Genomic DNA, 21,483 nt, shown 5'->3' with positions numbered 1-21,483 from the left:
CCAAGTCGTAAGCAGGTCACCAGAGGTTCTGTCCGTAACCCGGTTCAGCGACCAGGGCCTTCGCGCCAAGTTACCGACAGGACTTCTGAGCAGGCGCTTAGCCACCTTGGGGGTCCAGGTGGCCACCTTGGGGGTCCAGGTGGAGCCGCCCTCCGGAGTGCTGGCTGAGCGCCTGCCCTAGCTCCTCGCGGGTGGTGAACCCGATCGCGAACGATAGTTGGCTGTCCAGCTGTGCTCGGCTCGCCTCCGGTGCGACGAACCGTTCGGTGATGCAGCCCCCCGGGAAGACGTAGGAACGGGTCGCCGAGAACGCTGCGGAGTCGCGCTCGATCCGCAGGTAGCGCCGCGCCGTCCGCTGTTCCGAGGTCACCTCGACGGCGCCGGCCAGGTCGCACGACGCGGCGAGCTGCACGACCACCGCTCCCTTGCCGACGCGGTCGGAGTCGAAGCTGATGCGCGCGCGGCCGTCCTTGACCAGGACGTCGGCGAGGGTCCAGCCGACCGGGAGGAGCTGCACGCAGGGCACCAGCGAGGCCGACGGTACCGCTTGGGCCATCAGCCACAGCGGCTCCCAGGTGGTGCAGTCGAGGTTGCTGGCGTTCAGGGAGGTGACGATCCGGTCGGACCGCGCGCTGGTGTTCACGGTCCAAAGGCCGAGGGCCAGCAGCAGGAGCGAGAGCAGCGCCAGCCCGACGCGCCGCGTGCTCCAGCGCTGGATCGAGATGGGACGCGGCCGCTCGGGCAGCAGGTCCAGGAACTCGGCGTGCGGGTCCCGGCCCTGGGCGCGCAGCAGGTGGCGCAGCTGCGACGGCATCGCCAGCCCGCGGGTGGCCGCGAACCCCTCGCTGATCTCCTCGACCGAGAACTGGCGCCCGGCTCGCTGGTAGACCAGCTCGGGATCGCTGCGCAACGCCAGGCAGAGCATCATGTTGGCCAGGTCGACCGCCTGCCGCCAGGGACTCGGTCGGGCCTCCACGAACGCGACGTCGATCAGCAGCAGCCGGCCGTCGCGGACCAGCAGGTTGGCCGGCTTGATGTCGCGGTGCGCGAACCCAACGACCCTCCGGCACCAGGCTGTAGAGCATGGCGATCAGGATCGCGGCGAGGTAGGCGACTGGCCGCGACGGCATCGCCCAGCTGGCCCAGTTCCCCTCGATGGCCACCCCGAACGGCCGCGGGCGCCGCACCGCCGTCGACAACACGATGGCGAGGACGGTGACGAGGTTCACCGAGACCAGCGCAACGACGAGCTGCCGGAAGCGCTTGAAGGTAAGCAGGATGATTCCGGTCGACCAGCCGAGCAGCTTGATGGTCCAGATGGAGCCCAGCAGCCCCGACACTGCGAGCATGACGCGCGTGAGCCCGGGCGTGTGCAGCGCGGCCAGCCGCTCAAGTACCCAGTTGTCGACGACGGTGAAGGAGACTCCGCGGCCGTAGCGGCCGGCGGTGAACACCACCAGCGACAGCGCCACCAGCGCCACCGCGGCCACCAGCCATCCCACGCCGGTGGTCTCCAGGTGGCGTGGCAGTGGCGGCGGCTCGCCGGTCGGACGCCGCCGACGCCGGGCCCGCCGGGTCCCCGGCGGGGCCACCGACGGCGCCGAGGCCAGGTCGGCCGGCCCAGCCACATCCTGAGCGCTCTTGAGTGCCTGAGCTGGATCGATGTCCATGGGTCGCGCCTCCGACCGGATGTCGTCCAGATTGGACGGCCCTGGACCAGGAGGTCAAGGGACCTGTCCCAAACCAACCCCGCGAGGCCGAGCGATGAGCTACTGGTGTCCCTTGGGCCTGTTGCCAGGTGCCAAGTGTTGCTGCTGGGGGCGGACTCCCGGCGGACCCGGACGATCCCCTGCCGGGCTGCGTCGGTGACCTCGGCGATCGTGTCGCGGCACAGGTTGGCCAGCTCAACCACCTTCAGGTTGGCCCACAGCCCCTCCACCGGGTCCAAGTCGTGGGCGTAGCCGGGCAGGTACCCCACCGCCAGCCCGTGGCGCTGGCCGGCCAGCCAGCCAGGGGTTAACACGACAGCCGCACTTGCCGCTCGACGCTGGCCGCGAGCTGCTGGTCAGCGCACTTCACCGACGCCACTTCGCAAGTGCGGCTGCCGTTGCGTCCCTACCCCGCTACACCACGGACACCATCACCGCCACGGTGTCGGTCGGCATCCGCGCGAGGAAGGGCTCGCCGCCGGGAGTGGGGTGTCCACCTGCTCCCGCTGACCGCGGACGGGCCGGATCTCACCCGGCGGTACCCCCCCCGGGCGTAGCGGTCTCCCGACCCGGAACTCCGCACTCGCGGCCGGTGTAGTGGGGGCGTCAGCGTTCCGGGTCGGGAGGAGCTCACCATGGGCCGTCGAGGCTGGATCGTCGTGGCCGCGGTCGTCGTCGTGGCAGGGGCTCTGATCGCGGTCGCGGCCCACCGCCCGGCAGGCCGCCCGGCGGCTGCGGCCGTGGCCCGGCCGGCGGCCACCGCGCCCTCCACCGGCGGCGACAGCCCGGCTGCCACCGCGCCGGGCGGGGGGGCCTGCCCGCCGACGGTGGGGCAGGCACCGCAGGGATGGGACGGGCCGACCCACGGCCCGTCGCGGCTGCGCCTCGGTCCCGGCCTCACGCTGCGGCCCACCCCCGCCAATCTCGCCGCCAGCCGGCGGGGGCGGCCGATGGTCATCTCGGGCCGGGTCCTGAGGTCCGGCTGCGCGCCGGTCCCCGGCGCGGCCGTCCGGGTCTGGCAGACCAACGGCGACGGCAGCTACGGCCCCGGCCAGGGCACCAGCGAGATCCAGTGCTGCTACGTCCAAGGCACGATGACGACCGACGCGAAAGGACGCTACGAGTTCGAGTCGGTCAAGCCAGGCAACTACTCCGGCACGCCCCACCTGCATGTCGTCGTTCGCGCGCCGGACAGCCGGGGCCTGGAGACCGAGGTGGAGTTCGCCGACGACCCCTTCTCGGGAGCGGGCGGCGGACCAGTGCTCCATCTGGTGGAGCGCGGCGGCCGCCTCCGCGCCGTCCTCGACATTGTCCTCGGCTAGCGTCGTTCGGGTCGGGGCAGCGCTGGCGTGGACGTGCCGCCCGCTCGGGAACCACCCGGGGCACGTCGGTGTAGACAGGCGGATGCCCGGTTGGCCCCGAAGGAGGGCGCATGCCCAGACTACTGAAGGTCGGCCTTGTGGCGGCAGTCGCGGTCGCGCTGCTCCTCGGCGGTGGATGGCTGGTGCTGGCGGCGCGGACCGCGGACACGCCCGGCACGGCGCGGCTGCGGCCGGCCCCCGACCGGGCACCGGCGACGGGCACCGCCGACGGCGAGTGGGTAGTCGCCGCCGACGCGGGCGGGTTCGTCGGCTACCGCATCCGCGAGCGGCTCACGGTCGTCACCGCCCCGAGCGACGTGGTCGGCCGCTCGACGGCGGTCACGGGGACCGTCACGATCGCGCGCGGGACGGTGACCGCCGCGGAGGTCACCGCCGACCTGAGCGAGCTCCACACCGACCAGCCACCCCGCGACGGCGCCATGCACGACCGCGGCCTGGAACTCAACCGCTTCCCGACCGCCCGCTTCAAGCTGGGCGGGCAGGTACCGCTCGGCACTGTCGGCGGCGGCCAGGTCGTCCACGTCCAGCTCCCCGGCGACCTCACCCTCCACGGCGTCACCCGGCGGGTCACCGTCCCGCTCGAGGCCCGCTGGGACGGCCCAACGATCCAGGTCGCCGGCAGCTTCGAGATCCGCCGGGCCGACTTCGGCCTGCAGGTGCCCAGCCTGCTCGGCTTCCGGATCGCCGACCGGGGCGTGGTCGAGCTCGAGCTGACCCTGACCCGCAAGGGCGCCCAGCCGGCGGTCGCGGGGAGCACCCTCCAGCACCACCCGACGGTGCCCGTGCCCGGTGGCGACCCGTTCGGACCCCAGTCTCCGCCGTGCCGCGGTGGCCGGCCGCTGCCGGGAGGCGGCGGGCGCCTGCTGTTCGCGGCCGGCGGCGACACCACGCAGCTGTGGGTGGTGGGCGCGGACGGCAGCGGGCTGCGCCGGGTCGGCGGCGACGACGCGAGCCAGGCCGAGCCGGCCTGGTCGCCCGACAGCGCCCACATCGCGTACACCCGCTCGGTGCCCGGCGACGACCAGCAGCCTCCGACAGTCAACGTGATCGGGGCCGACGGCAAGGGCCGCAGGGACATCGCCCCCGACAGGCCCGCGGGCGAGCCGGCCTGGTCCCCGGACGGCCACCGCCTCGTCGTGGTCACGGCGGGCGACAGCGGTGACATCAGCGACCTCGCCGTCCTGAACGCCGACGGGTCGGGCTTCCGGCAGCTCACCACCACCGCCGGTGCCGACTCCGGCCCTTCGTGGTCCCCGGACGGCCGCCGCTTGGCGTTCGCGACCTACGCCGACGCCGGCGCCAGCAACGAGGACGTCGCCGTCGTGGACGCCGACGGGTCCGGGCTCCACCGGTTGACCACCGCCCCAGGCTACGAGTACGCCCCCGCCTGGTCCCCTGACGGCGGTCGCATCGCCTACGTCAAGGACGGCGCGATCCATGTCATGAACGCCGACGGGACCGGCGACCGCCAGCTCACCAACGGCCGGCGGGACGCCGCCCCGTCCTGGTCGCCCACGGGCGACCGCCTCGCCTTCGTCCGCGACGGGAGCATCTTCGTCGCGCGCGCCGACGGAACGGGGGCGGCCTGCCTGCCCACCGGCAAGGCGGTCGTCTCCCGGCCCGCCTGGCAGCCGGCGCCGCGCTGACCAATCCTCCCGTTATCGGCGGAAGAAGGTACGCCGCGGATCCCGATCCGCGGACGGAAGAGGCGCGCTTCCAGTGGCCCCGGTGCCGCAGGATCGGCGTCTGCCCGCGTGGCGCCCAGGTGCGCCGCACCGGTGGGATCAGCGAGACGCCGGACTCGTCGGGAAGCAGAGCCACGCGCCGCGCTCGAGCGCCCCCTTGATCCTGGGCCATTCCTCGGCGCGCCAGCGGGCGATCGCGGCCTCGTCGCGTTCGGTGGCGCGGCGGTCGCAGCGAACCAGCGCCATAGCCCAGTCTCCCGCTCGTTGCCGTCGTGACACTCGCTCCCCCGGTACCCGCCTCCGCGCGGGGAGAACCCGGATGTGCCTTCCAAGCTTGTGGCCGTTGGGGCAGAGATCGGCCTTGCCGGCCGCACCCTCGAGCGAGCATGGCTCTGAGCTGCATGAATGGTGCTCACAGGCCCGCTGGCCGGCGCCCTGCTAGCCGACCTGCCTGCGCAGCAGCTCGGACAGGGCGGCCCGCACCTCGTCGCGGGGCAGGCCGCCGGCCTCCAGCTCGGCGTCCTCCCTGGCCAGCAGGCGCTGGTAGAAGGTGATCCCCTCGTCGACCGCGGCGGTGTCGTCCGGGTCGTCGTCGATCACCTCGAACAGCGAGTCCTCGGCGTCGGCGTAGCGTCCCAGCGCCTCCTGCAGGCGGCACAGGTGCAGGCGCTGCCGCGGGGAGAGGTCGAGGTGCCCGGCCCGGGTGACCAGCCGCGCGGCCAGGGCCGGGTCCGGCAGGCTCCCCGTGTGGCTGGCCAGGTAGGCGGCCAGGCCCAGGGCACGCCGGTACCGGGTGGTGGCGTCGGCCGACCGGCCCGCCTCGGCCAGCAGGTCGGCCTCGGTCACCAGCAGCTCGACGGCGACCGTGACCCGGCGGGGGTCGGGGCTCGATCCCGAGGTGAGCAGGGTCAGCAGCTGCTCCTCGCTCAGGGCGGCCACGACCCGCCCGCTCACCCCCACCAGCGGCTGGTAGGCCTGCTCGAACAGCCCGATCGCCTCGTCGCGGCGCCCGCCCTTGGCCAGCCCGAGGATGCGCGCGAGCATCTGCGCGGCCATCTCGACCTGGCGGAGGATGTAGTCCCTCTGGTACAGCGTCGGCCTCCTCCGGCCCGGGGCCGGCGTCCCGACCCTGCTCGTCCCCGGGGCCACATCTTGCCCCACAGCGGCTCGGAACGCAGCGCGGTCAGCCCGCGAACGGGTGGGGCGGGACCGCGGAGAGGCGCACCTCGACGGCCCAGCCGCGAGTGGCCGCGTCGGCCCGGAGCTGGTCTGCCAGGCCAGGCAGGGCGGCCTGTTCGGTGGCCGCGTGGGTGGCGTCGATGCAGGCCATGCCCGCAGCGAGCGCGGTCAGCACCTGGTGGTGCTTCAAGTCGCCGGTCACGTAGCAGTCGGCGCCGGCCGCGGCGGCGGTGGCCACCTCGTCGCCACCGGACCCGCCGAGCACGGCCACCCGCTCCACCCGCCGGTCGGGGTCGCCAGCCATCCGCAGGCCGGGGGCGGGCAGGCTGTCCCGCAGCCGCCCGGCCAGGGTGGCGAGCGGCGCAGGCGCCCGCAGGCGCCCGACCCGGCCGAGGCCGAGGCCGGCGCCGGTATGCAGCGGGTAGGTGTCGGCGGCCACCTCCTCGTAGGGATGGGCGGCGACCACGGCGGCCTGCACGTCCGCCAGCCGGCCGGCCGGCACGAGCAGCTCGAGGCGCTCCTCGGAGACCTGGTTGAGCGTGGCGACCTCGCCGACGGCCGGGTGGGCGCCCTCCTCGGGCAGGAACGTGCCCGTGCCCGGGGTGCGGAACGAGCAGTGGGAGTAGTTGCCGATCACGCCGGCGCCCGCCCGCGCGGCGGCGTCGAGTACCTTGGCGGTCGCCTCAACCGGGCAGAACACGACGTACTTGTAGGCGGCGTCCGATACGGCGCGGGCAGGCCGCAGCGGTCGCCGGTCGGCGAGGTCGAGGAGGTCGGCGACCACGTCCGACGGCGACCCGGCGGCGGCCACGTCGAAGTTGGTGTGGACGGCGAGCACCGCCGCGCCCTGCCGGGCGGCCCGCAGCACCAGGCTGCTGACCGGGTCGCCAGCCTGGACCGACGAGAGCGGCCGGAACACCAGCGGGTGGTGGGCGACGACCAGGCCGGCTCCGGCCTCGGCCGCCTCGGCCAGGACGGCCGCGGTCACGTCGAGCGTGACGAGCACCGTGGGGGCCGCCGCGGCCGGATCGCCGACCTGCAGCCCGACGTTGTCCCAGGGCTCGGCGGTGGCCGTGGGCCAGCGGCGGTGGACCAGGTCGACCCAGTCGCCAACGGTCGGGGAGGCCGGTGGTGGTCCTGGTGCCGGTGCCGCACCGGGGGTCCCGGGCGGGGTTGGCTGCTCGGTCATGTCGCATCGTCTCCGGGGATCGTGAGCGGGCGCGGCCCGGCGCGGCCCGGGACGATGCTCCGGGAGCGCCGGCCGACATGGTGCGACCTCGCGAGCCCGGCCGTGACCCGCTGGGGGCGCTGCCGCAACCGGGAAGAGATCATGCAACACTTGCGCGCGCAACCCCCACGAGCCCGAAGGGGGGGGCCGCAGCGGCGGGCGCCGCTCCCTACCGCTGCGGCGCCTCTGGCTCCGGCCCCGCGGGCAGCGCCGTCCCGGGCCACGGTCCCCCCGGTGCCGGCGCTCCGCCTTGCATGGATGGTGTGGGCTCGTCGTCGGGCGGGGCCGGGATGGGGTGGCAGCGGGTCAACCCGCCACCCGCCCCGTGGCCAGGTGCCCAAGCATGGGGTCGAACCCCTGGCGGCCCGGGCCGGGAGGGTCGCCGAGCAGCGCGCCCAGCGGCACCGGGAGCTCCGGGACCGGGAGGCGCGGGGGGCGGACCCAGCGGCCGGCGACCCCGGTGACGTGGCGGCTCGGCGGTGCGGTCACGTACCCGCCAGTGCCGTGGAGGTAGAGCTGGCGGCCGGGGTTGCGCTCGGTCGGCCGGAGCAGGGTGGTCCCGGCCAGTGAGGGCGGCAGATAGAGGTGCCAGCGCCCGCCGCCCGTCCGGGCGAGCGGCCCCGCCCAGCCCGTCCCGTCGAGCCGGCGGGTGATCGCCTCGCCGGGGACCGCGCCGGCGTCGAGCACGTCAAAGGCCACCCCGGTGGCCAGGATCACGTTCGCTCGCGGCGCTTCCAGCCACCACTGCTCGAGCTGGGCCGGATCGGTGGTCGCCTGCTCGAGCCCGACGAAGGGGTGCTCGCTGGGGTGCAGGCAGCCGAGCCTGGCGCATGAGCAGACCGTGCCCGGCCGGCGGCCGGTCCGCGACGTGACCCCCGGGTAGTGGCCGGGGACCACCGGGATGCCGAGCGCCGCGTACTCGAGCGCGGCGGCGAGCAGACCGTTCTCGTTCCAGCGTCTTCTCACAGGTGCTCCCTCCGTTGAAGCACGTTGCGACCGACTGACGCCGTGACGAACCCCTCGGATGGTCCATCTCGCAACTTCAAGCAAGAGAGCAGTAGCATGGGTACATCGAGCACAGCGTCTGAAGAGGCCATGAGCAGGCCAGCAACAGGCCAGAAGCAGGCGCCGGCGGGAGAGGAAGCGTCCGGGTTCCTCGGAGGGAACGGGCGATGACGGCCACGGGGCGGAGCGCCAACTCGCGGCTGCGACGAGCGCGCGACTCGCGCGGCTGGTCGCAGCGAGAGGCTGCTGACCAGCTACAACGCCTCATGACGAGCCACGGCGAGACCCAGGTCGGCGTGGACGAGAACACCGTCGGCCGGTGGGAGCGGGGGGCGCGCAAGCCGGAGCCGCGCTACCGGAGATACCTCTGCCTGCTGTACGGGAAGCAAGCACACGAGCTCGGGTTCGTCGACGACCCCGAGCCGGTGCCCGGGGAGTCGTTGTTACCATCGACGCAGGACGACCCCCCCATCCTGTACGACCTCTGGAGCTCGGTCATGGACGTGGCCCGACGCGCGTTCCTCCGCCAGGCCGCCGTGGTCGCCGGCGCCGCGGCGGTGGCGAAGCCGCTCGACCTGTTCGAGCAGCAGCCCTGGGAGCAACTGTCGGTCGCGCTGAAGCGGACGGCCGCGATCGGCCCCGCCATGGTCGAGCGCATGGAGGAGCTGACCGCGGAGTTCTACCGGAGCGAGGAGAAGGTCCCCGCCCGCGAGCTGCTCGGCGGCGTCACCCAGCACCTCGGACGGCTGGTCTACTACCTCCAGGGCTCGACGTCCGGCCCGATGCGCCGGCGGCTGAGCCGCTCTGCCGGCGAGACCGCGGCGCTCGCCGGCTGGCTGTCGTTCGAGCTGGGCGACGCGAACGCGACCCGCGGCTACTACGACGCGGCCCTGGACGCGGCCAAGGAGACCGACGACCGTGCCCTCTGCGCCTGGGTGCTCGGCATGATGAGCTTCCGGCCCAGCGCCGTGGGCGACCAGCGCACCGCGCTCGCGCTGGTGCGCGACGCGCAGCGCGCCGGCGCGCGGAGCACCACGGCGACGACCCGCGCCTGGCTCGCCGGTCTGGAGGCCGAGGCGCACGCCGGCATGGGCGACGCCCGCGCCACCCGGGCCGCCCTGGCCCGCGCCGACGCCGCGTTCGAGAAGGCGGAACCCGGGGCCGACCCGAGCTGGATCGGGTTCTTCGACCGCGCCCGCCTCGACGGCATGAAGGTGAACAGCCTCATAGGGATCGAGCCCCGGGCGGCGCAGAAGATCTCCAAGGAGGCGCTGGCGTCGCTGCGGCCGTCCATGACCAAGAAGCGCTCGATCATCCTGGCCGACCTCGCGTCCGCGCACGTCCACCAGGGTGAGATCGAGGAGGCATGCCGGCTCGCCGGCCTGGCCCTGGCCGTCGTGGAGCAGACCCAGTCGGCGGTCGGGCTGCGGCGGCTCCGGGACCTGCGCGCCCGTCTCGAGCCGTGGAAGGACACGCGGCCGGTACGCCAGCTCGACGAGCAGCTGAGGGTCGCGCTGGCTGAGGTCGGGGCTTGACGTCCTCTGCCGCCTGAGGGAGCTGCCTGGCCGGGGTCATGCTGGAACTCCGGCCTGCCGCCGCCCCTGCCCCGCAGAGGGGGCTACCGGCGGGTCAGGGTGGCGACCGCGAGCACGCCGAGCCCGCGGGCGGCGAGGTCGGCATCTGCATCGGCTCCTTAGCTTGCACGGATGTGCCTGGTGGTGGAGCGCGGTGCTACCGTAGCCGACGCGTCCTTCGAGGAAGGACGATCCCCTCCACCGTGAAAGGTTCACCCATGGCTGCGGTCTGTGACGTGTGTGGCAAGCGCCCGGGGTTCGGCATGCGCGTCAGCTTCTCCCACAAACGCCACCCTCGGCGCTGGAACCCGAACATTCAGCGGATCCGGGTGATCGAGGGTCGGACGCCGGTGCGGCGGAACGTGTGCACTTCGTGCATCAAGGCGAACAAGGTTCGCAAGGCCGTCTGAGGTATGTCCCTCTGCCCGCACGGCAGAGGGTGTCCCGCGAGAGGGTGTCCCGCGACGCCCCTATACTGCCCGCGTAGTGGACAGCACGACGGCCGACCCGCTCGGCGCCCGGCTGGGCGCCGTGCCCGAGGTGCCCAAGGCCCTCGCCCGGGCGGTCGAGGAGGCGTTCGGCTACCGCACCGTCCGCGACCTGCTCGAGCACTACCCCCGCCGCTACCTCACCCGCGGCGAGCTGACCGACCTGGCCCACGCCAAGAAGGGCGCGGTGATCACCGTGGTCGGCACGGTCAAGAACCTGGCCAAGAAGCAGCCGCGTCGCAACCTGCGCATCCTCGAGGTGCGGGTCGCCGACGAGAACCGCAGCGGCGTGTGGACCTGCACCTGGTTCAACCAGCCCTGGCACGCCCAGAAGCTGCCGGTCGGCACCCTGGCCGCGTTCTCGGGCAAGCTCGAGTGGAAGGCCGGCCGCCTCGGCATGGCCAACCCCGGCTACGAGGTGCTGCGTGAGAGCGACGACGCCGAGGGGTTCGCCAGCGAGATCATCTCGGTCTACCCGGCGACCAAGGACGTCTCCTCCGGGCGGCTCCGCCGGGCCATCGCCGCCCTGCTCGACCGCTACGGCCGGGTGCCCGACTTCCTGCCCGAGGAGCTGCGCCGCGCCCACCGCCTCCCGGGCCGGGCCGAGGCGCTGGAGGCGGTCCACCGCCCGCCCGACATGGCGGCCAAGGGGCGCGCCCGCGACCGGCTTGTCTACGACGAGCTGCTGGTGCTCCAGGTCGGCCTCGCCCTGCGCCGCCGTGCTCTGGCCACCGGCGAGAGCGGTCACGCCCTGGCCCCCGACGGCCACCTCACCAAGCAGCTCCTGGCCACCCTGCCGTTCACCCCCACTGGCGCCCAGACCCGCGCCATGACCGAGATCGGCGCCGACCTCGCCCGCCCGGTGCCCATGCACCGCCTCCTCCAGGGGGACGTCGGATCGGGCAAGACGCTCCTGTCCCTCTGGGCCCTGCTCTGCGCGGTGCAGTCGGGCTTCCAGGGGGCGCTCATGGCGCCCACCGAGGTGCTGGCCGACCAGCACTTCATCAACCTGCGTGGGCTGCTCGGGCCGCTGGGGGAGGGGGGCGGGCTGTTCGGCGGGCCGCGGGTCGAGGTGCTGACCGCGGCGACCACCGGCGGGAGCCGCGAGCGGCTGCTCGCGGCGGTGGCCGCCGGGGAGGTCGACATCCTGGTCGGCACCCACGCGCTGCTCTCGGAGGGGGTCGAGTTCCACCGGCTCGGCGCGGTGGTCGTCGACGAGCAGCACCGCTTCGGCGTGCACCAGCGGGTGCGGCTGCGCGAGAAGGGCGACAGCCCGCACGTGCTGATCATGACCGCGACCCCGATCCCGCGCACGATCGCGCTCACCCTGTACGGCGACCTCGACGTCTCCACCCTCGACGAGCTGCCACCGGGCCGTACCCCGGTCGCCACCCACCTGGTGAGCGACCAGGCCCTGCGCGACCGGGCCTACGAGCGGGTCCGCGAGGAGGTCGCCGGCGGCCACCAGGCGTACGTGGTGTGCGCGCTCAAGGACGACTCCGACAAGCTCGAGGTCCGGGCGGCCAAGGCGGAGGCCGAGCGGCTGCGCGCCGAGGTGTTCCCCGGGCTGCGGGTGGGTCTCGTCTACGGCGACATGCCGGCCCGCGAGAAGGAAGCCACCATGGACGCGTTCCGCGCCGGCGCGGTCGACGTGCTGGTCTCCACCACCGTGATCGAGGTCGGCGTGGACGTGCCCAACGCCACCGTCATGCTCATCGAGGACGCCGACCGCTTCGGGCTCTCCCAGCTCCACCAGCTCCGCGGGCGGGTCGGCCGGGGCGAGGCGCCCGGCCTGTGCATCCTGTTCGCCGACCCGGTCACCGACGAGGGGCGCGCCCGCATGGAGGCGATCACGCGCACCAACGACGGCTTCGAGCTGGCCAACGAGGATCTCCGCATCCGGGGCGAGGGGACCGTGTTCGACGCCAGGCAGTCGGGCCTGTCCGACCTCAAGCTGGCCCGCCTGATCGAGGACTTCGGCTGGGTGCGCAAGGCCAGGGGGGACGCGTTCGCGCTGGTCGAGGCCGACCCGGAGCTCGCCAGCCCGGATCACCGGGCCTTGTACCAGGAGGTGCTCACCCGTCTCGGCCCCGACCGGGCCGAGTGGCTCTCCCGGGGCTGACCACCACCTGAGGCCCGCGAGGCACGGTGAAACTTCTTCGCAAGTCACGTATCGTTCGTCTGCCCCGTCGGTGCCTTCGAGAGCACGACCGCCTGCCATGGCCATTCGCGAACCGGGATGGGAGGACGAGGGCGAGCTGGTCGCTGCGCTGACCGAGCTCGGCCTCACCCGCAACGAGGCTCGGCTCTACCTGGCCGCGTACGGCCAGGCCGCCATGCGTGCGGCCGAGCTGGCCGAGCAGGCGGGCGTGACCCGGACCAAGGCGTACGACGCGCTCCGCCAGCTGGTCGACAAGGGCATGTTCACCGAGGAGGCCGGCCGGGTGGCCCGCTTCCGCGCGGCCGACCCCAAACTGGTCGTGCAGCGCCTGCGCCAGCAGATCGTGGTCGAGCAGGCGTCGCTGGTGGAGGACACCGGCCGGCTGGTCGCCGACCTGTTCGCCCGCTACTACTCCGCACCCCACGGCGACGACCCGTTCGACTTCGTCGAGCTGGTCCGCAACTCCGAGGCGGCCTCGGCCCGCCGCGAGGCGCTGGCCGCTGGGGCGCGGTCGGAGGTGGTGCGCGCCCGCCGGCTCGCGCCCGAGGGGGTCGACCCGCCAACCGCCGACCAGCTGGGGCTGCGCCCAGGCGTTCGCTACCGTTCGCTCTACGAGTGCGGCTTCCTCGATGACGACGATTTCCGCTCGCGGCTGGCCGAACGGCAGGGCCGCGGCGAGGAGGTCCGCTTCGTGGAGCTGGTCACCGTCGGCATGTGCGTCGTCGACCGGCGCACGAGCGTGATCAGCCTGAACCAGTCGGGCTTGCTGAGCGGTCCCGGCACCTGGATCGTGCTCGAGCACCCCGGGCTCTCGAGCCTGCTGACCGAGGCGTTCGACATCTCCTGGGCGGGTGCCCGGTCCGCCGAGGAACCGGGCGGATAATTTGCGGGTGCAATTGAGTGCTCGATTCGCGATGACCCGCCTTGACGTACACCGTCCATCTCCCTACTGTTCCCGTCGCCGTGTTGTCCCCGGGGGGGAGTTCCGAATGACCGCCCAGCCAGTCGACGAGACCGGTCTCATCGATCGCCTCGTACGGTATGGCTTGGGCCAGGGGGAGGCGCGCTGCTACGTCGTCATGCTGGCGCCCCGCGCCTACCGGGTCGCCGAGGTCGCCCAGCAGGCCGGGCTGCCGCGCTCCCGGGCCTACGAGCTGATCCGCTCGCTCGTCCGGGCCGGGCTCTGCACCGAGGTCGCCGGCGCCACGATGGCGCGGTTCCGGGTGGTGCCGCCCAACGAGGCCATTGGCCGGCTCGAGGCGTACGCCAACGAGCAGGCACGCAAGCGGAACGCGGCCCTGTCAGGCATCCTCCACGCGCTCGAGGAGCTCCCCGGCGGTCGCCGCCGAGGCTCGCCGCACGAGCCGGTCGAGCTGCTGCGCCGCCGTGACCAGGTCCTCGACTGCTACGAGCAGGCGATGGCCGAGGCCGGGGAGGAGGTCGTCTGCCTGGCCGCGATGCCCTGGGACGCGGTCGACAGCCCGGCCATGCTCGAGCGCCTCGCCGCCGCCGGCGTTCGCTTCCGGACCGTGCACGAGCGCGCGGTCTGCGCGAGCGCCCCGCACCGGGAGTACGTCGGCTTCTACGCCAGCCGGGGCGAGCAGTGCCGGGTGGTCGACGAGGTCGGGGTCCATTTCACCCTGTTCGACCGCCGCTCGATGGTCCTCAACCTGTACAGCCCCGGCGGCGAGGGCCCTGGCGCCCAGCTCGAGTCGCTGCTGATCCGGCATACCGGGCTGGCGTTCGTCCTGTATCAGGCGTTCGAGCGCCTCTGGGAGCGCGGCGTGCCGTTTGACCAGGCCCTCCGCGAGGCCGGGATCCCTGGCCTCGCGGGCACCTGGCCGGACCCACGGGACGCCGCCCAACCGGCGCCGCATGCCGACGATGGCCGGTTCCCCACCCGGGGACCCGGCTGAGCCGGTTGGAAGGCGGGGGAACGGCCTTGGCCCCCCCGGGCTCGACCCCCGCCTCCAACCACCAACCGGCGGGTGGCGGCGCTTCGGCCCCCCCGAGCGCCGCCGCCGGCCGTCTCCCGCCCCGGCCGAGACGCCGCCATGCTCGACCGCTACAGCCGGGTGCCTCGACCGCCACGGCCGGGTGCCCGACTTCCCGCCCGAGGAGCTGCGCCGCGCCCACCGCCTCCCGGGCCGGGCCGAGGCGCTGGAGTCCGACCAGTCCGGGGTTCGGGTAGGGGTTCGGGTAGCCGACTGCCCGACCCCGGCTCTGCCAAGCTGTCCAGGGGCGCAGGTGGCGACCTGAGGGAGGGTGCCGTGCGTGTCGTGGCGGGCCGGCTCGGGGGTCGCCGGCTGCGGGCCGTGCCCGGCACGGCGACCCGCCCGACCAGCGACCGGGTCCGGGAGGCGCTGTTCGGGGTGCTCGGCGACCGGGTCGTGGGCGCCCGCGTGCTCGACCTGTTCGCCGGCACCGGCGCGCTCGCCATCGAGGCGCTGTCCCGGGGCGCCCGCTCGGCGGTCCTGGTCGAGCAGGCCGCGCCGGCCGCGGCGGTCATCCGCGCCAACCTGGACGCCCTGGAGCTGACCGGGGTGGCCTCGGTGCGGCGCACCAGGGCTGAGACCTACCTCCGAGGCGAGCGCGTCGGACCCTTCGACCTGGTCTTCCTCGACCCGCCCTACGCGCACGGGGTCGGTCTGGTGGCCGGCCTGCTCGCCCGCCTGGGCCTGGTCGGCGCGCTGGCCCCTGGGGCCGTGGTCGTGCTCGAGACGGCCGCCCGCGCCGAGCCGCCGCCCTGGCCCGCCGGGTTCGAGCCGGAGCGGCCGCGCCGCTACGGCGACACCGCGCTGCACCTGGCCACCTTCGTCCCGCCGGCGGCCGGGCCGTGACCTGCCGGACCCGATACCCTGGCCCCCCTGCCGCCGGCCGGCGGGGCGAGACCGAGGAGGCCCGTGACCCTGGACCATGGAACGCAGGAGGCGCCCGTGGGGACCGCATGCTGCCCAGGCACCTACGACCCGGTGACCAACGGTCACCTCGACATCGTGACCAGAGCGGCGGCCTGCTTCGACCGGGTCATCGTGGCGGTGCTCACCAACCCCTCCAAGACGCCGCTGTTCTCGCTCGACGAGCGCCTGGCCATGCTCAAGGAGGCGACCGCCGCGATCCCGGGGGTCGAGGTCGACTCGTTCTCCGGCCTGCTCGTCGACTACGCCCGCGACCGGTCGGTCACCGCGATCGTCAAGGGGCTCCGGGCGATCAGCGACTTCGACTACGAGCTGCAGATGGCGCAGATGAACTACCGGCTGGCCGGGGTCGAGACGCTGTTCATGACCACCAACCCGTCGTACTCCTACCTCAGCTCGAGCCTGGTCAAGGAGGTCGCCCGCCACGGGGGCGACGTCAGCGGCCTGGTGCCCGACTTCGTGCTGGCCAGGCTGCGTGAGCGTGCCGCCGGGGGCGCGCTCGCCTGAAGCGCGCGAGGCCCGGGGCTCAGGTGGTGCAGCGCTCAGGTGGTGAGCGGTGGCCCCGGTCTGGCCCCGGGGGTCCGGGGCTCAGGTGGTGGAGCGGCAGCCTGGTGGAGCGGTGGCCCCGGTCTGACCCGGGGCCCGTACTCGCCCAGGCGCCGGCCCTCTGCTACCCTTCGCCGGGCGGCCTGCCGCCGGCAGGTCGATGCGCTCGTCGGCATTCCCGGTCCGGGCGCGCCCGCCACCCCGCACGATCCACCTGTTCGTCATGTCCAAGCAAACCGCAGCACCCGAGTTCGTCGTAGGTGTCCGCGCGCTCGTCAGGCATCCCGGAGCGCACCGGCACGTGATCCTGGACGGCACCCTGCCCGGGCTGGCCACGCCGGTCGCCCGGGTCGCCGACGACGCTCCCATCCACGTCGACGCCGAGGTCGAGAGCGTCGTCGAGGGCCTGCTCGTCAGCGGCGAGGTGACCACCAGGGTGACGCTCCAGTGCGTCCGCTGCCTGCGCGAGTTCGAGCAGGACCTCCAGGTCCGCGTGCGGGAGCTGTTCGCCCTCGACTCCAGGAGCGCCGAGGAGGAGGGCTACGCGCTGCTGCCCGACGACCGGCTGCCCATGGACACGATGATCAGGGACGCCTTGGTACTGGCCTTCCCGTCCGCCCCGCTCCACAGCCCCGACTGCGCCGGGCTCTGCCCGGTCTGCGGGGCCGACCGGAACGTCGTCGACTGCGGCCACCAGGCCGGCGCGGGCGACCCCCGCTGGGCCGCCCTGGCCGGGCTGGGCGCCCGGCTGGTCCCCGACGATCCGGTCCCGCCGGCCAGCTCCACCGTTCACACCGAGGAGGAAGACGATGCCCGTCCCTAAGCGCAAGACGCCGCGCTCCACCACCCGCGCGCGGCGCTCGAAGTGGAAGAGCAACGCGCCGACCTACGCCGCCTGCCCCCAGTGCCGGTACGCCAAGCTGCCCCACGCCGTCTGCAAGAACTGTGGGTACTACGGTGGGCGCCAGGTCGTCGAGGTTGAATAAGCGGCTGCCGATCGAGAGGGCGCTCGGCGTCCGCTTCGGCAACGAGGAGCTCTACGTCTGGGCTTTCACGCACCGCTCCTACGCCTACGAGAACGGCGGTCTGCCCACCAACGAGCGGCTCGAGTTCCTCGGCGACGCCGTGCTCGGCCTCGTGGTCACCGACATCATCTACCGCGCCTTCCCCAACCTCCCCGAAGGCCAGCTGGCCAAGCTGCGGGCGGCCACGGTCAACATGAACGTGCTCGCCGACGTGGCCAGGGGGCTCGGAGTTGGTGCGGCGGTGCGCCTCGGACGGGGCGAGGAGCTGTCGGGCGGCCGTGACAAGTCGTCGATCCTGGCCGACACCCTCGAGGCGATCCTTGGCGCGGTCTACCTGGACAAGGGCCTGGCCCGCGCCGCCAACCTGATCCGGCGCCTGTTCGAGGGGCGGGTCATGGAGGCGGCCGGCCGCGGCGCCGCCCTCGACTACAAGACCTCGCTGCAGGAGCTGGCGGCGTCCAGCCTCGGTGGCATGCCCTCGTACTCGATCCAGGAGGAGGGCCCCGACCACGCGAAGCAGTTCACGGCCACCGTCTCGGTCGCCGGCACCGCCTACGGCACCGGCCAGGGCCGTTCCAAGAAGGAGGCCGAGCAGCACGCCGCCCAGGAGGCGTTCGAGTCGCTGGTCTCCTCGCGCATGGTCACCGGCACCGGCGACAGCGGCGAGGCAGAGGTCGTCCCGGCCGCCGAGGCCGAGGAGGAGACACGGGCCTCGGCCGAGACACGGGCCGAGCCCGACGCCACGGCCAACGGCCAGGGTGGCAAGGCGGCCAGCCGGGCCGGGGGCGACCCGGGCATGCTGTCCGCCGACGGGTAGCGGGGCGCGATGCCCGAGCTCCCAGAGCTCGACGTGCTCGCCGAGAACCTGGCCGCGCACCTGGCCGGGGCCACGGTGGCTGCGGTGCGCCCGTACTCGGTCGCCGCCCTGAAGACCGTCGACCCGCCGCTGGACGCGCTGGTCGGCCGGGTGGTCACGGGCGCGGGCAGGAGGGCCAAGTACGTCTGGCTCGAGCTGTCCGGCTGGTATTTGGTCGTCCACCTGTCCCTCGGCGGTCGCATCTCGCTGGGGACCAAGCCGCCTCCCCGCCGGGGCGGGGTGCTGGCCCTCGAGCTCGCCGACGGCCGGGTTGCTGCCGTGACCGAGGGGGGCACGCAGCGGCGGGCCGCGGTCTGGCTGGTGGACGACCCGGAGAAGGTCCCCGGGGTGGCTGGTCTGGGTCCCGAACCGCTCGACCCCGGGTTCACCGTGGCGGTCCTCGGCGCGATCCTGGCCGCCGGCGGCCACACCCTCAAGGGGATGCTCACCGACCAGAAGGGCATGTCCGGGGTTGGCAACGCCTGGAGCGACGACGTGCTGCACCGGGCCCGCCTGTCGCCCTTCGCCCGGCCCGACCGGCTCGCCCCCGACGAGGTCTCGCGCTTGCACGCGAGCCTTGTGGGCGTGCTCGGTGAGGCCAGGGGCGCCCTGGCCGAGCAGGTCCGCGGCCAGGTGGTCATCCCCAAGGCGTCGGCCCGCCAGTTCGCGGTCCACGGCCGGGCCGGGGCGGCGTGCTTCGTGTGCGGCGACACGATCCGCTCGGTGTGGATGGGGGAGCGGGAGACCTCCTACTGCCCGACCTGCCAGACCAGCGGCCGCTTCCTCGCCGACCGCCGCCGCTCCCGCTTCCTCAGATGACCCTGGCACTCCCGCCCCGCTGCCAGACCCCCGACCTCCGCAGATGACCCGAGGGCTCCCGCCCCACTGCCTGAGCCCCTGACCCGCAGATCACCCGGGGTTCCCGCCCCGCTGCCCGAGTCCCCGGACCTCCCCAGATGACCGTCCCGCGTGAGGTGACCGGTTACACTTTTCTGCCATCCCCGGGGGAGACTACTCGGGCCGTGGCGACTACCGGAGGAGCCCTTTGCCCGAGCTGCCCGAGGTTGAGACCCTTCGCCGCGATCTCGAGCGCGTGATCGTCGGCAGGAAGGTCAAGGGAGTCGACGTCAAGGTGGCCGGGGCCGTCCGCCGCCACCCGGACCGCGCCGAGTTCGCCGACCGGCTGCTCGGCCGCAGGGTGGCCGAGGTCGGCCGGCGCGGCTCCACCCTGCTGCTCGGCCTCGACGGCGGCGGCGTGCTCGCCATCCGCCTGGGCGCAAGCGGGCAGCTGCTGAAGGAGCGCACCGCGGCCCCGGTCGAGCAGCGCACCGACGCCGTGATCACCTTCTCCACCGGTGGCGACCTGCGCGTCCTCCACCTGGGCGACGACGGCGAGCTGTTCGTGGCCGCGCCCGGCGACGCGGACGCCGACCCGCGGGCCCGCTCGGCAGCCATCGACCCGCTCACCGACGCCTTCACTTGGCAGGCGTTCAACGCCAGGCTGCTCTCCCGGCGGGCCAGGCTCCGGCCCCTGCTCACCGACGAGTCGTTCGTAGCCGGGATCGGGCGCATCTACGCCGACGAGATCCTCTGGGTGAGCGCGCTCCGCTGGGACAGGCGTTCGGACACGCTGACCGCCCAGGAGGTCCGGCGCCTGTACCGGGCGATCCGGGAGGTCGTCCAGGAGGCGGTGCGCCTGCGGGGGACGTCGGTCGGCGACGACCTTCACGTCGATCTCTATGGCAACAAGGGGGAATATCAGTCCCAGCTGAGCGCATACCAGCGCGACGGGCAGCCGTGCCAGCGCTGCCGCACGCCGCTGGTGTGCGAGCAGCTCGAGCAGGTGAGCACGTTCTACTGCCCGAAGTGCCAGAGCTGAGAGGAGTCCCCACCATGGTGCCGCGCCGGTCCGCGCTCCGGCTCACCGCCGCGCTCACCGTCGCCGTCGCCATCCTGGTCGCCGGCTGCGGGGGGTCGTCCCCACGCGACCCGGACCCGCCGGCCACGCAGGCGGCGGACCCTGCGCAGGACGCCGGCTCCCAGGCCACCCCGCCGTCGGGCGTCGGCCCCAGGACCGGCGGCTCGCATGCACCTGGCACCGCCGGCTGGACCCTGCCGGCCGGCAAGGTGGGCTTCGCCGCCCTGGCCACCACCGACGTGACGGTCTGGTCGGCCCCGGCCAACCAGGACGTGGTCGCGCTGTTCCCAGCCAAGCAGCGGGCCGGGGTCCCGACCGCGTTCCTGGTCCACCAGCGCCGCGACGAGGCGGGCCGCCGTTGGTTCAAGGTCTTCATGCCCCGCCGCCCGAACGAGTCGACCGGCTGGGTCCGCGACGACCAGGTGCGCCTGGTGCCGCTCAGCCACCGCGTCGAGATCGACCTGTCGGAGCGCCGGCTCAGCCTGTTCCAGGGCGGAATGCTGGTGCGCCGCATCCAGGTGGGCGTCGGCAGGCCGAACACGCCCACCCCGACCGGGCGCTTCTACGTCACCATCAAGCTCCGCCCGCCCGAGATCGCCCGGGTCTACGGGGCCTGGGCGCTCGGCCTGTCGGGCTACTCCAACGTGCTCGACCAGTTCGGCACCGGCAACGGCCAGATCGCCCTGCACGGCACCTCCCGGGCGTCGGACCTGGGCCGGGCCGTCTCCAACGGCTGCGTCCGCCTGGACAACGGGTCGATCAGCACCCTGGCCCGCCTGCTGCCCTTGGGCACCCCTGTGACCATCCGGCGCTAGCCACCCCGGCGGGATCCCCCTGGCCATGCCCCAGGCGCTGTTGGGGGCCATGTCGGCGTCGGGATCCGCCTGACCATGGCACAGGCGCTGTTGGGGGGCCGTGGGGGGAGCGTAGACCTTGCCGGACCGCGGCTCCCCCAGCACGATGGCACAGGCGCTCCTGGGGGGCCGTGGGGGGAGCGAGCTCCCCCCACATCGAACCAGGACGGCCGGCCAGGACACGCCGCTGCGCGCAGACCAAGGGCGACAGTCGCCGCCAGAGCGAGTTCCCCCCACATCGAACCAGGACGACGCTCAGGGCACGCCACGCCAGAGCGAGCTCCCCCACCTCGACCGAGGACCGCCGGTAGCAAAGTCCGCCGGCGACTCCCCCTCAGCAGCTGCCGGGGAGCATATGCTCGGGCGCATGGCAGCCAGCATCCGGCTCCGGGCGGTGGTCCGGGGCGACGTCCAGGGGGTGGGCTTCCGCTACGGCGTCTGGCGCCTGGCGTGGCAGCTCGGCCTCACCGGGTTCGCCAGGAACACCTCGGACGGTTCGGTTCACGTCGAGGCTGAAGGCTCGCCCGAGGGTCTCGATCAACTCGAAGCCTACCTGCACACCGGGCCGCGGTTCGCGACGGTCAGCTACGTGCACGCCGAGCGGGCAGCAGCGACCGGGGAATTCGACGGGTTCGAGGCAAGATAGCGCACTTTACGTAGCGAGACGACCGCTATCAGCGTCTAGTTTTTCACAAGCGCTACTTGGCGGTCCAGTCAAAACGTGCTATCGTCCCCTTGTGAAATCAGCTCTCTGGGGCCGCCCTGAGGCGGTGTGCGACGGGCCCGATGGTTCTCCCGCCACCGGGATGGATGTCGCACAAGCCGTGGGACTTCCTCGCCCAGAGAAAAGACAGTAGGAGCCAGCCGTCGGAGTATTCCGCGTCGGCACACGGGCGGCCCCTGGGTCGTGCCACCGAGCGGATGAGCGCAACGGCCGCCGTGCGGGCCGTTGCTG

21 protein-coding genes are annotated in these 21,483 nt (G+C 73.6%); 16 read left to right on the top strand and 5 right to left on the bottom strand.

All coding sequences use genetic code 11. The annotated features are described in order from the left end of the window. Positions 1-97: 97 nt before the first annotated feature. Complete coding sequence (locus VG276_14845; GenBank protein HEV8650638.1) at positions 98-976, bottom strand: hypothetical protein; 879 nt, start codon at positions 974-976, stop codon at positions 98-100. Between the two features lie 1,368 nt (positions 977-2,344). Here VG276_14845 and VG276_14840 point away from each other — a divergent pair. Further along, positions 2,345-3,031, top strand: coding sequence for a hypothetical protein (locus VG276_14840; protein HEV8650637.1), 687 nt, complete (start codon positions 2,345-2,347; stop codon positions 3,029-3,031). A gap of 110 nt (positions 3,032-3,141) precedes the next feature. Continuing rightward, positions 3,142-4,737: a YceI family protein gene (locus tag VG276_14835; protein HEV8650636.1), complete on the top strand. Its 1,596-nt coding sequence runs from the start codon at positions 3,142-3,144 to the stop codon at positions 4,735-4,737. A gap of 138 nt (positions 4,738-4,875) precedes the next feature. On the opposite strand, the gene VG276_14830 is transcribed toward VG276_14835, so the two are convergent. From VG276_14830 to VG276_14815, 4 genes are all read right to left on the bottom strand, one after another. After that, the gene (locus VG276_14830; protein ID HEV8650635.1) at positions 4,876-5,022 is read right to left on the bottom strand and encodes a hypothetical protein; all 147 of its coding nucleotides are present in this window, start codon (positions 5,020-5,022) and stop codon (positions 4,876-4,878) included. 192 nt (positions 5,023-5,214) lie between these two features. Continuing rightward, entirely contained in the window at positions 5,215-5,937 is a 723-nt protein-coding gene (locus tag VG276_14825) for a DUF6483 family protein (protein ID HEV8650634.1), read from the bottom strand. A gap of 22 nt (positions 5,938-5,959) precedes the next feature. Next, positions 5,960-7,144, bottom strand: coding sequence for a Nif3-like dinuclear metal center hexameric protein (locus VG276_14820; GenBank protein HEV8650633.1), 1,185 nt, complete (start codon positions 7,142-7,144; stop codon positions 5,960-5,962). Positions 7,145-7,489: 345 nt separating this feature from the next. Beyond that, positions 7,490-8,149, bottom strand: coding sequence for a bifunctional DNA primase/polymerase (locus tag VG276_14815; protein HEV8650632.1), 660 nt, complete (start codon positions 8,147-8,149; stop codon positions 7,490-7,492). A gap of 206 nt (positions 8,150-8,355) precedes the next feature. On the opposite strand from VG276_14815, the gene VG276_14810 reads away from it, so the two are divergent. The 14 genes from VG276_14810 (at position 8,356) to VG276_14745 (ending at position 21,174) form a co-directional block, all read left to right on the top strand. Further along, entirely contained in the window at positions 8,356-9,723 is a 1,368-nt protein-coding gene (locus VG276_14810; GenBank protein ID HEV8650631.1) for a helix-turn-helix transcriptional regulator, read from the top strand. Between the two features lie 257 nt (positions 9,724-9,980). Further along, positions 9,981-10,172, top strand: a complete 192-nt coding sequence (gene rpmB / locus VG276_14805) for a 50S ribosomal protein L28 (GenBank protein HEV8650630.1) — start codon at positions 9,981-9,983, stop codon at positions 10,170-10,172. A gap of 76 nt (positions 10,173-10,248) precedes the next feature. Further along, positions 10,249-12,372 carry an ATP-dependent DNA helicase RecG gene (gene recG / locus VG276_14800; protein HEV8650629.1) on the top strand — a complete coding sequence of 708 codons (2,124 nt, stop codon included), beginning with the start codon at positions 10,249-10,251 and terminating at the stop codon, positions 12,370-12,372. 97 nt (positions 12,373-12,469) lie between these two features. Further along, positions 12,470-13,294 (top strand): helix-turn-helix domain-containing protein, encoded by an 825-nt coding sequence (locus VG276_14795; protein HEV8650628.1) that lies wholly within the window; start codon positions 12,470-12,472, stop codon positions 13,292-13,294. A 106-nt stretch (positions 13,295-13,400) separates the two neighbouring features. Beyond that, positions 13,401-14,327, top strand: a complete 927-nt coding sequence (locus tag VG276_14790; GenBank protein HEV8650627.1) for a helix-turn-helix domain-containing protein — start codon at positions 13,401-13,403, stop codon at positions 14,325-14,327. 354 nt (positions 14,328-14,681) lie between these two features. After that, entirely contained in the window at positions 14,682-15,251 is a 570-nt protein-coding gene (gene rsmD / locus VG276_14785; GenBank protein HEV8650626.1) for a 16S rRNA (guanine(966)-N(2))-methyltransferase RsmD, read from the top strand. 96 nt (positions 15,252-15,347) lie between these two features. Then, positions 15,348-15,836: a pantetheine-phosphate adenylyltransferase gene (gene coaD, locus VG276_14780; GenBank protein ID HEV8650625.1), complete on the top strand. Its 489-nt coding sequence runs from the start codon at positions 15,348-15,350 to the stop codon at positions 15,834-15,836. A gap of 262 nt (positions 15,837-16,098) precedes the next feature. Further along, the gene (locus VG276_14775) at positions 16,099-16,698 is read left to right on the top strand and encodes a YceD family protein (protein HEV8650624.1); all 600 of its coding nucleotides are present in this window, start codon (positions 16,099-16,101) and stop codon (positions 16,696-16,698) included. Then, positions 16,685-16,861 (top strand): 50S ribosomal protein L32, encoded by a 177-nt coding sequence (rpmF, locus tag VG276_14770; GenBank protein HEV8650623.1) that lies wholly within the window; start codon positions 16,685-16,687, stop codon positions 16,859-16,861. The genes VG276_14775 and rpmF overlap by 14 nt, the downstream gene beginning before the upstream one ends. A 10-nt stretch (positions 16,862-16,871) precedes the next feature. Then, positions 16,872-17,717 (top strand): ribonuclease III, encoded by an 846-nt coding sequence (gene rnc / locus VG276_14765; GenBank protein HEV8650622.1) that lies wholly within the window; start codon positions 16,872-16,874, stop codon positions 17,715-17,717. A 9-nt stretch (positions 17,718-17,726) separates the two neighbouring features. After that, entirely contained in the window at positions 17,727-18,575 is an 849-nt protein-coding gene (locus VG276_14760) for a DNA-formamidopyrimidine glycosylase family protein (protein ID HEV8650621.1), read from the top strand. A 226-nt stretch (positions 18,576-18,801) separates the two neighbouring features. Next, positions 18,802-19,635, top strand: a complete 834-nt coding sequence (mutM, locus tag VG276_14755) for a bifunctional DNA-formamidopyrimidine glycosylase/DNA-(apurinic or apyrimidinic site) lyase (GenBank protein ID HEV8650620.1) — start codon at positions 18,802-18,804, stop codon at positions 19,633-19,635. Positions 19,636-19,649: 14 nt separating this feature from the next. Continuing rightward, positions 19,650-20,489 (top strand): L,D-transpeptidase family protein, encoded by an 840-nt coding sequence (locus VG276_14750; GenBank protein ID HEV8650619.1) that lies wholly within the window; start codon positions 19,650-19,652, stop codon positions 20,487-20,489. 406 nt (positions 20,490-20,895) lie between these two features. Then, complete coding sequence (locus VG276_14745; protein ID HEV8650618.1) at positions 20,896-21,174, top strand: acylphosphatase; 279 nt, start codon at positions 20,896-20,898, stop codon at positions 21,172-21,174. Positions 21,175-21,483 lie beyond the last annotated feature (309 nt).

It is taken from the genome of Actinomycetes bacterium (assembly GCA_036000965.1).
In the GTDB taxonomy this organism is placed as follows: domain Bacteria; phylum Actinomycetota; class CALGFH01; order CALGFH01; family CALGFH01; genus DASYUT01.
This window is presented reverse-complemented; position numbering and strand designations above follow the sequence as displayed.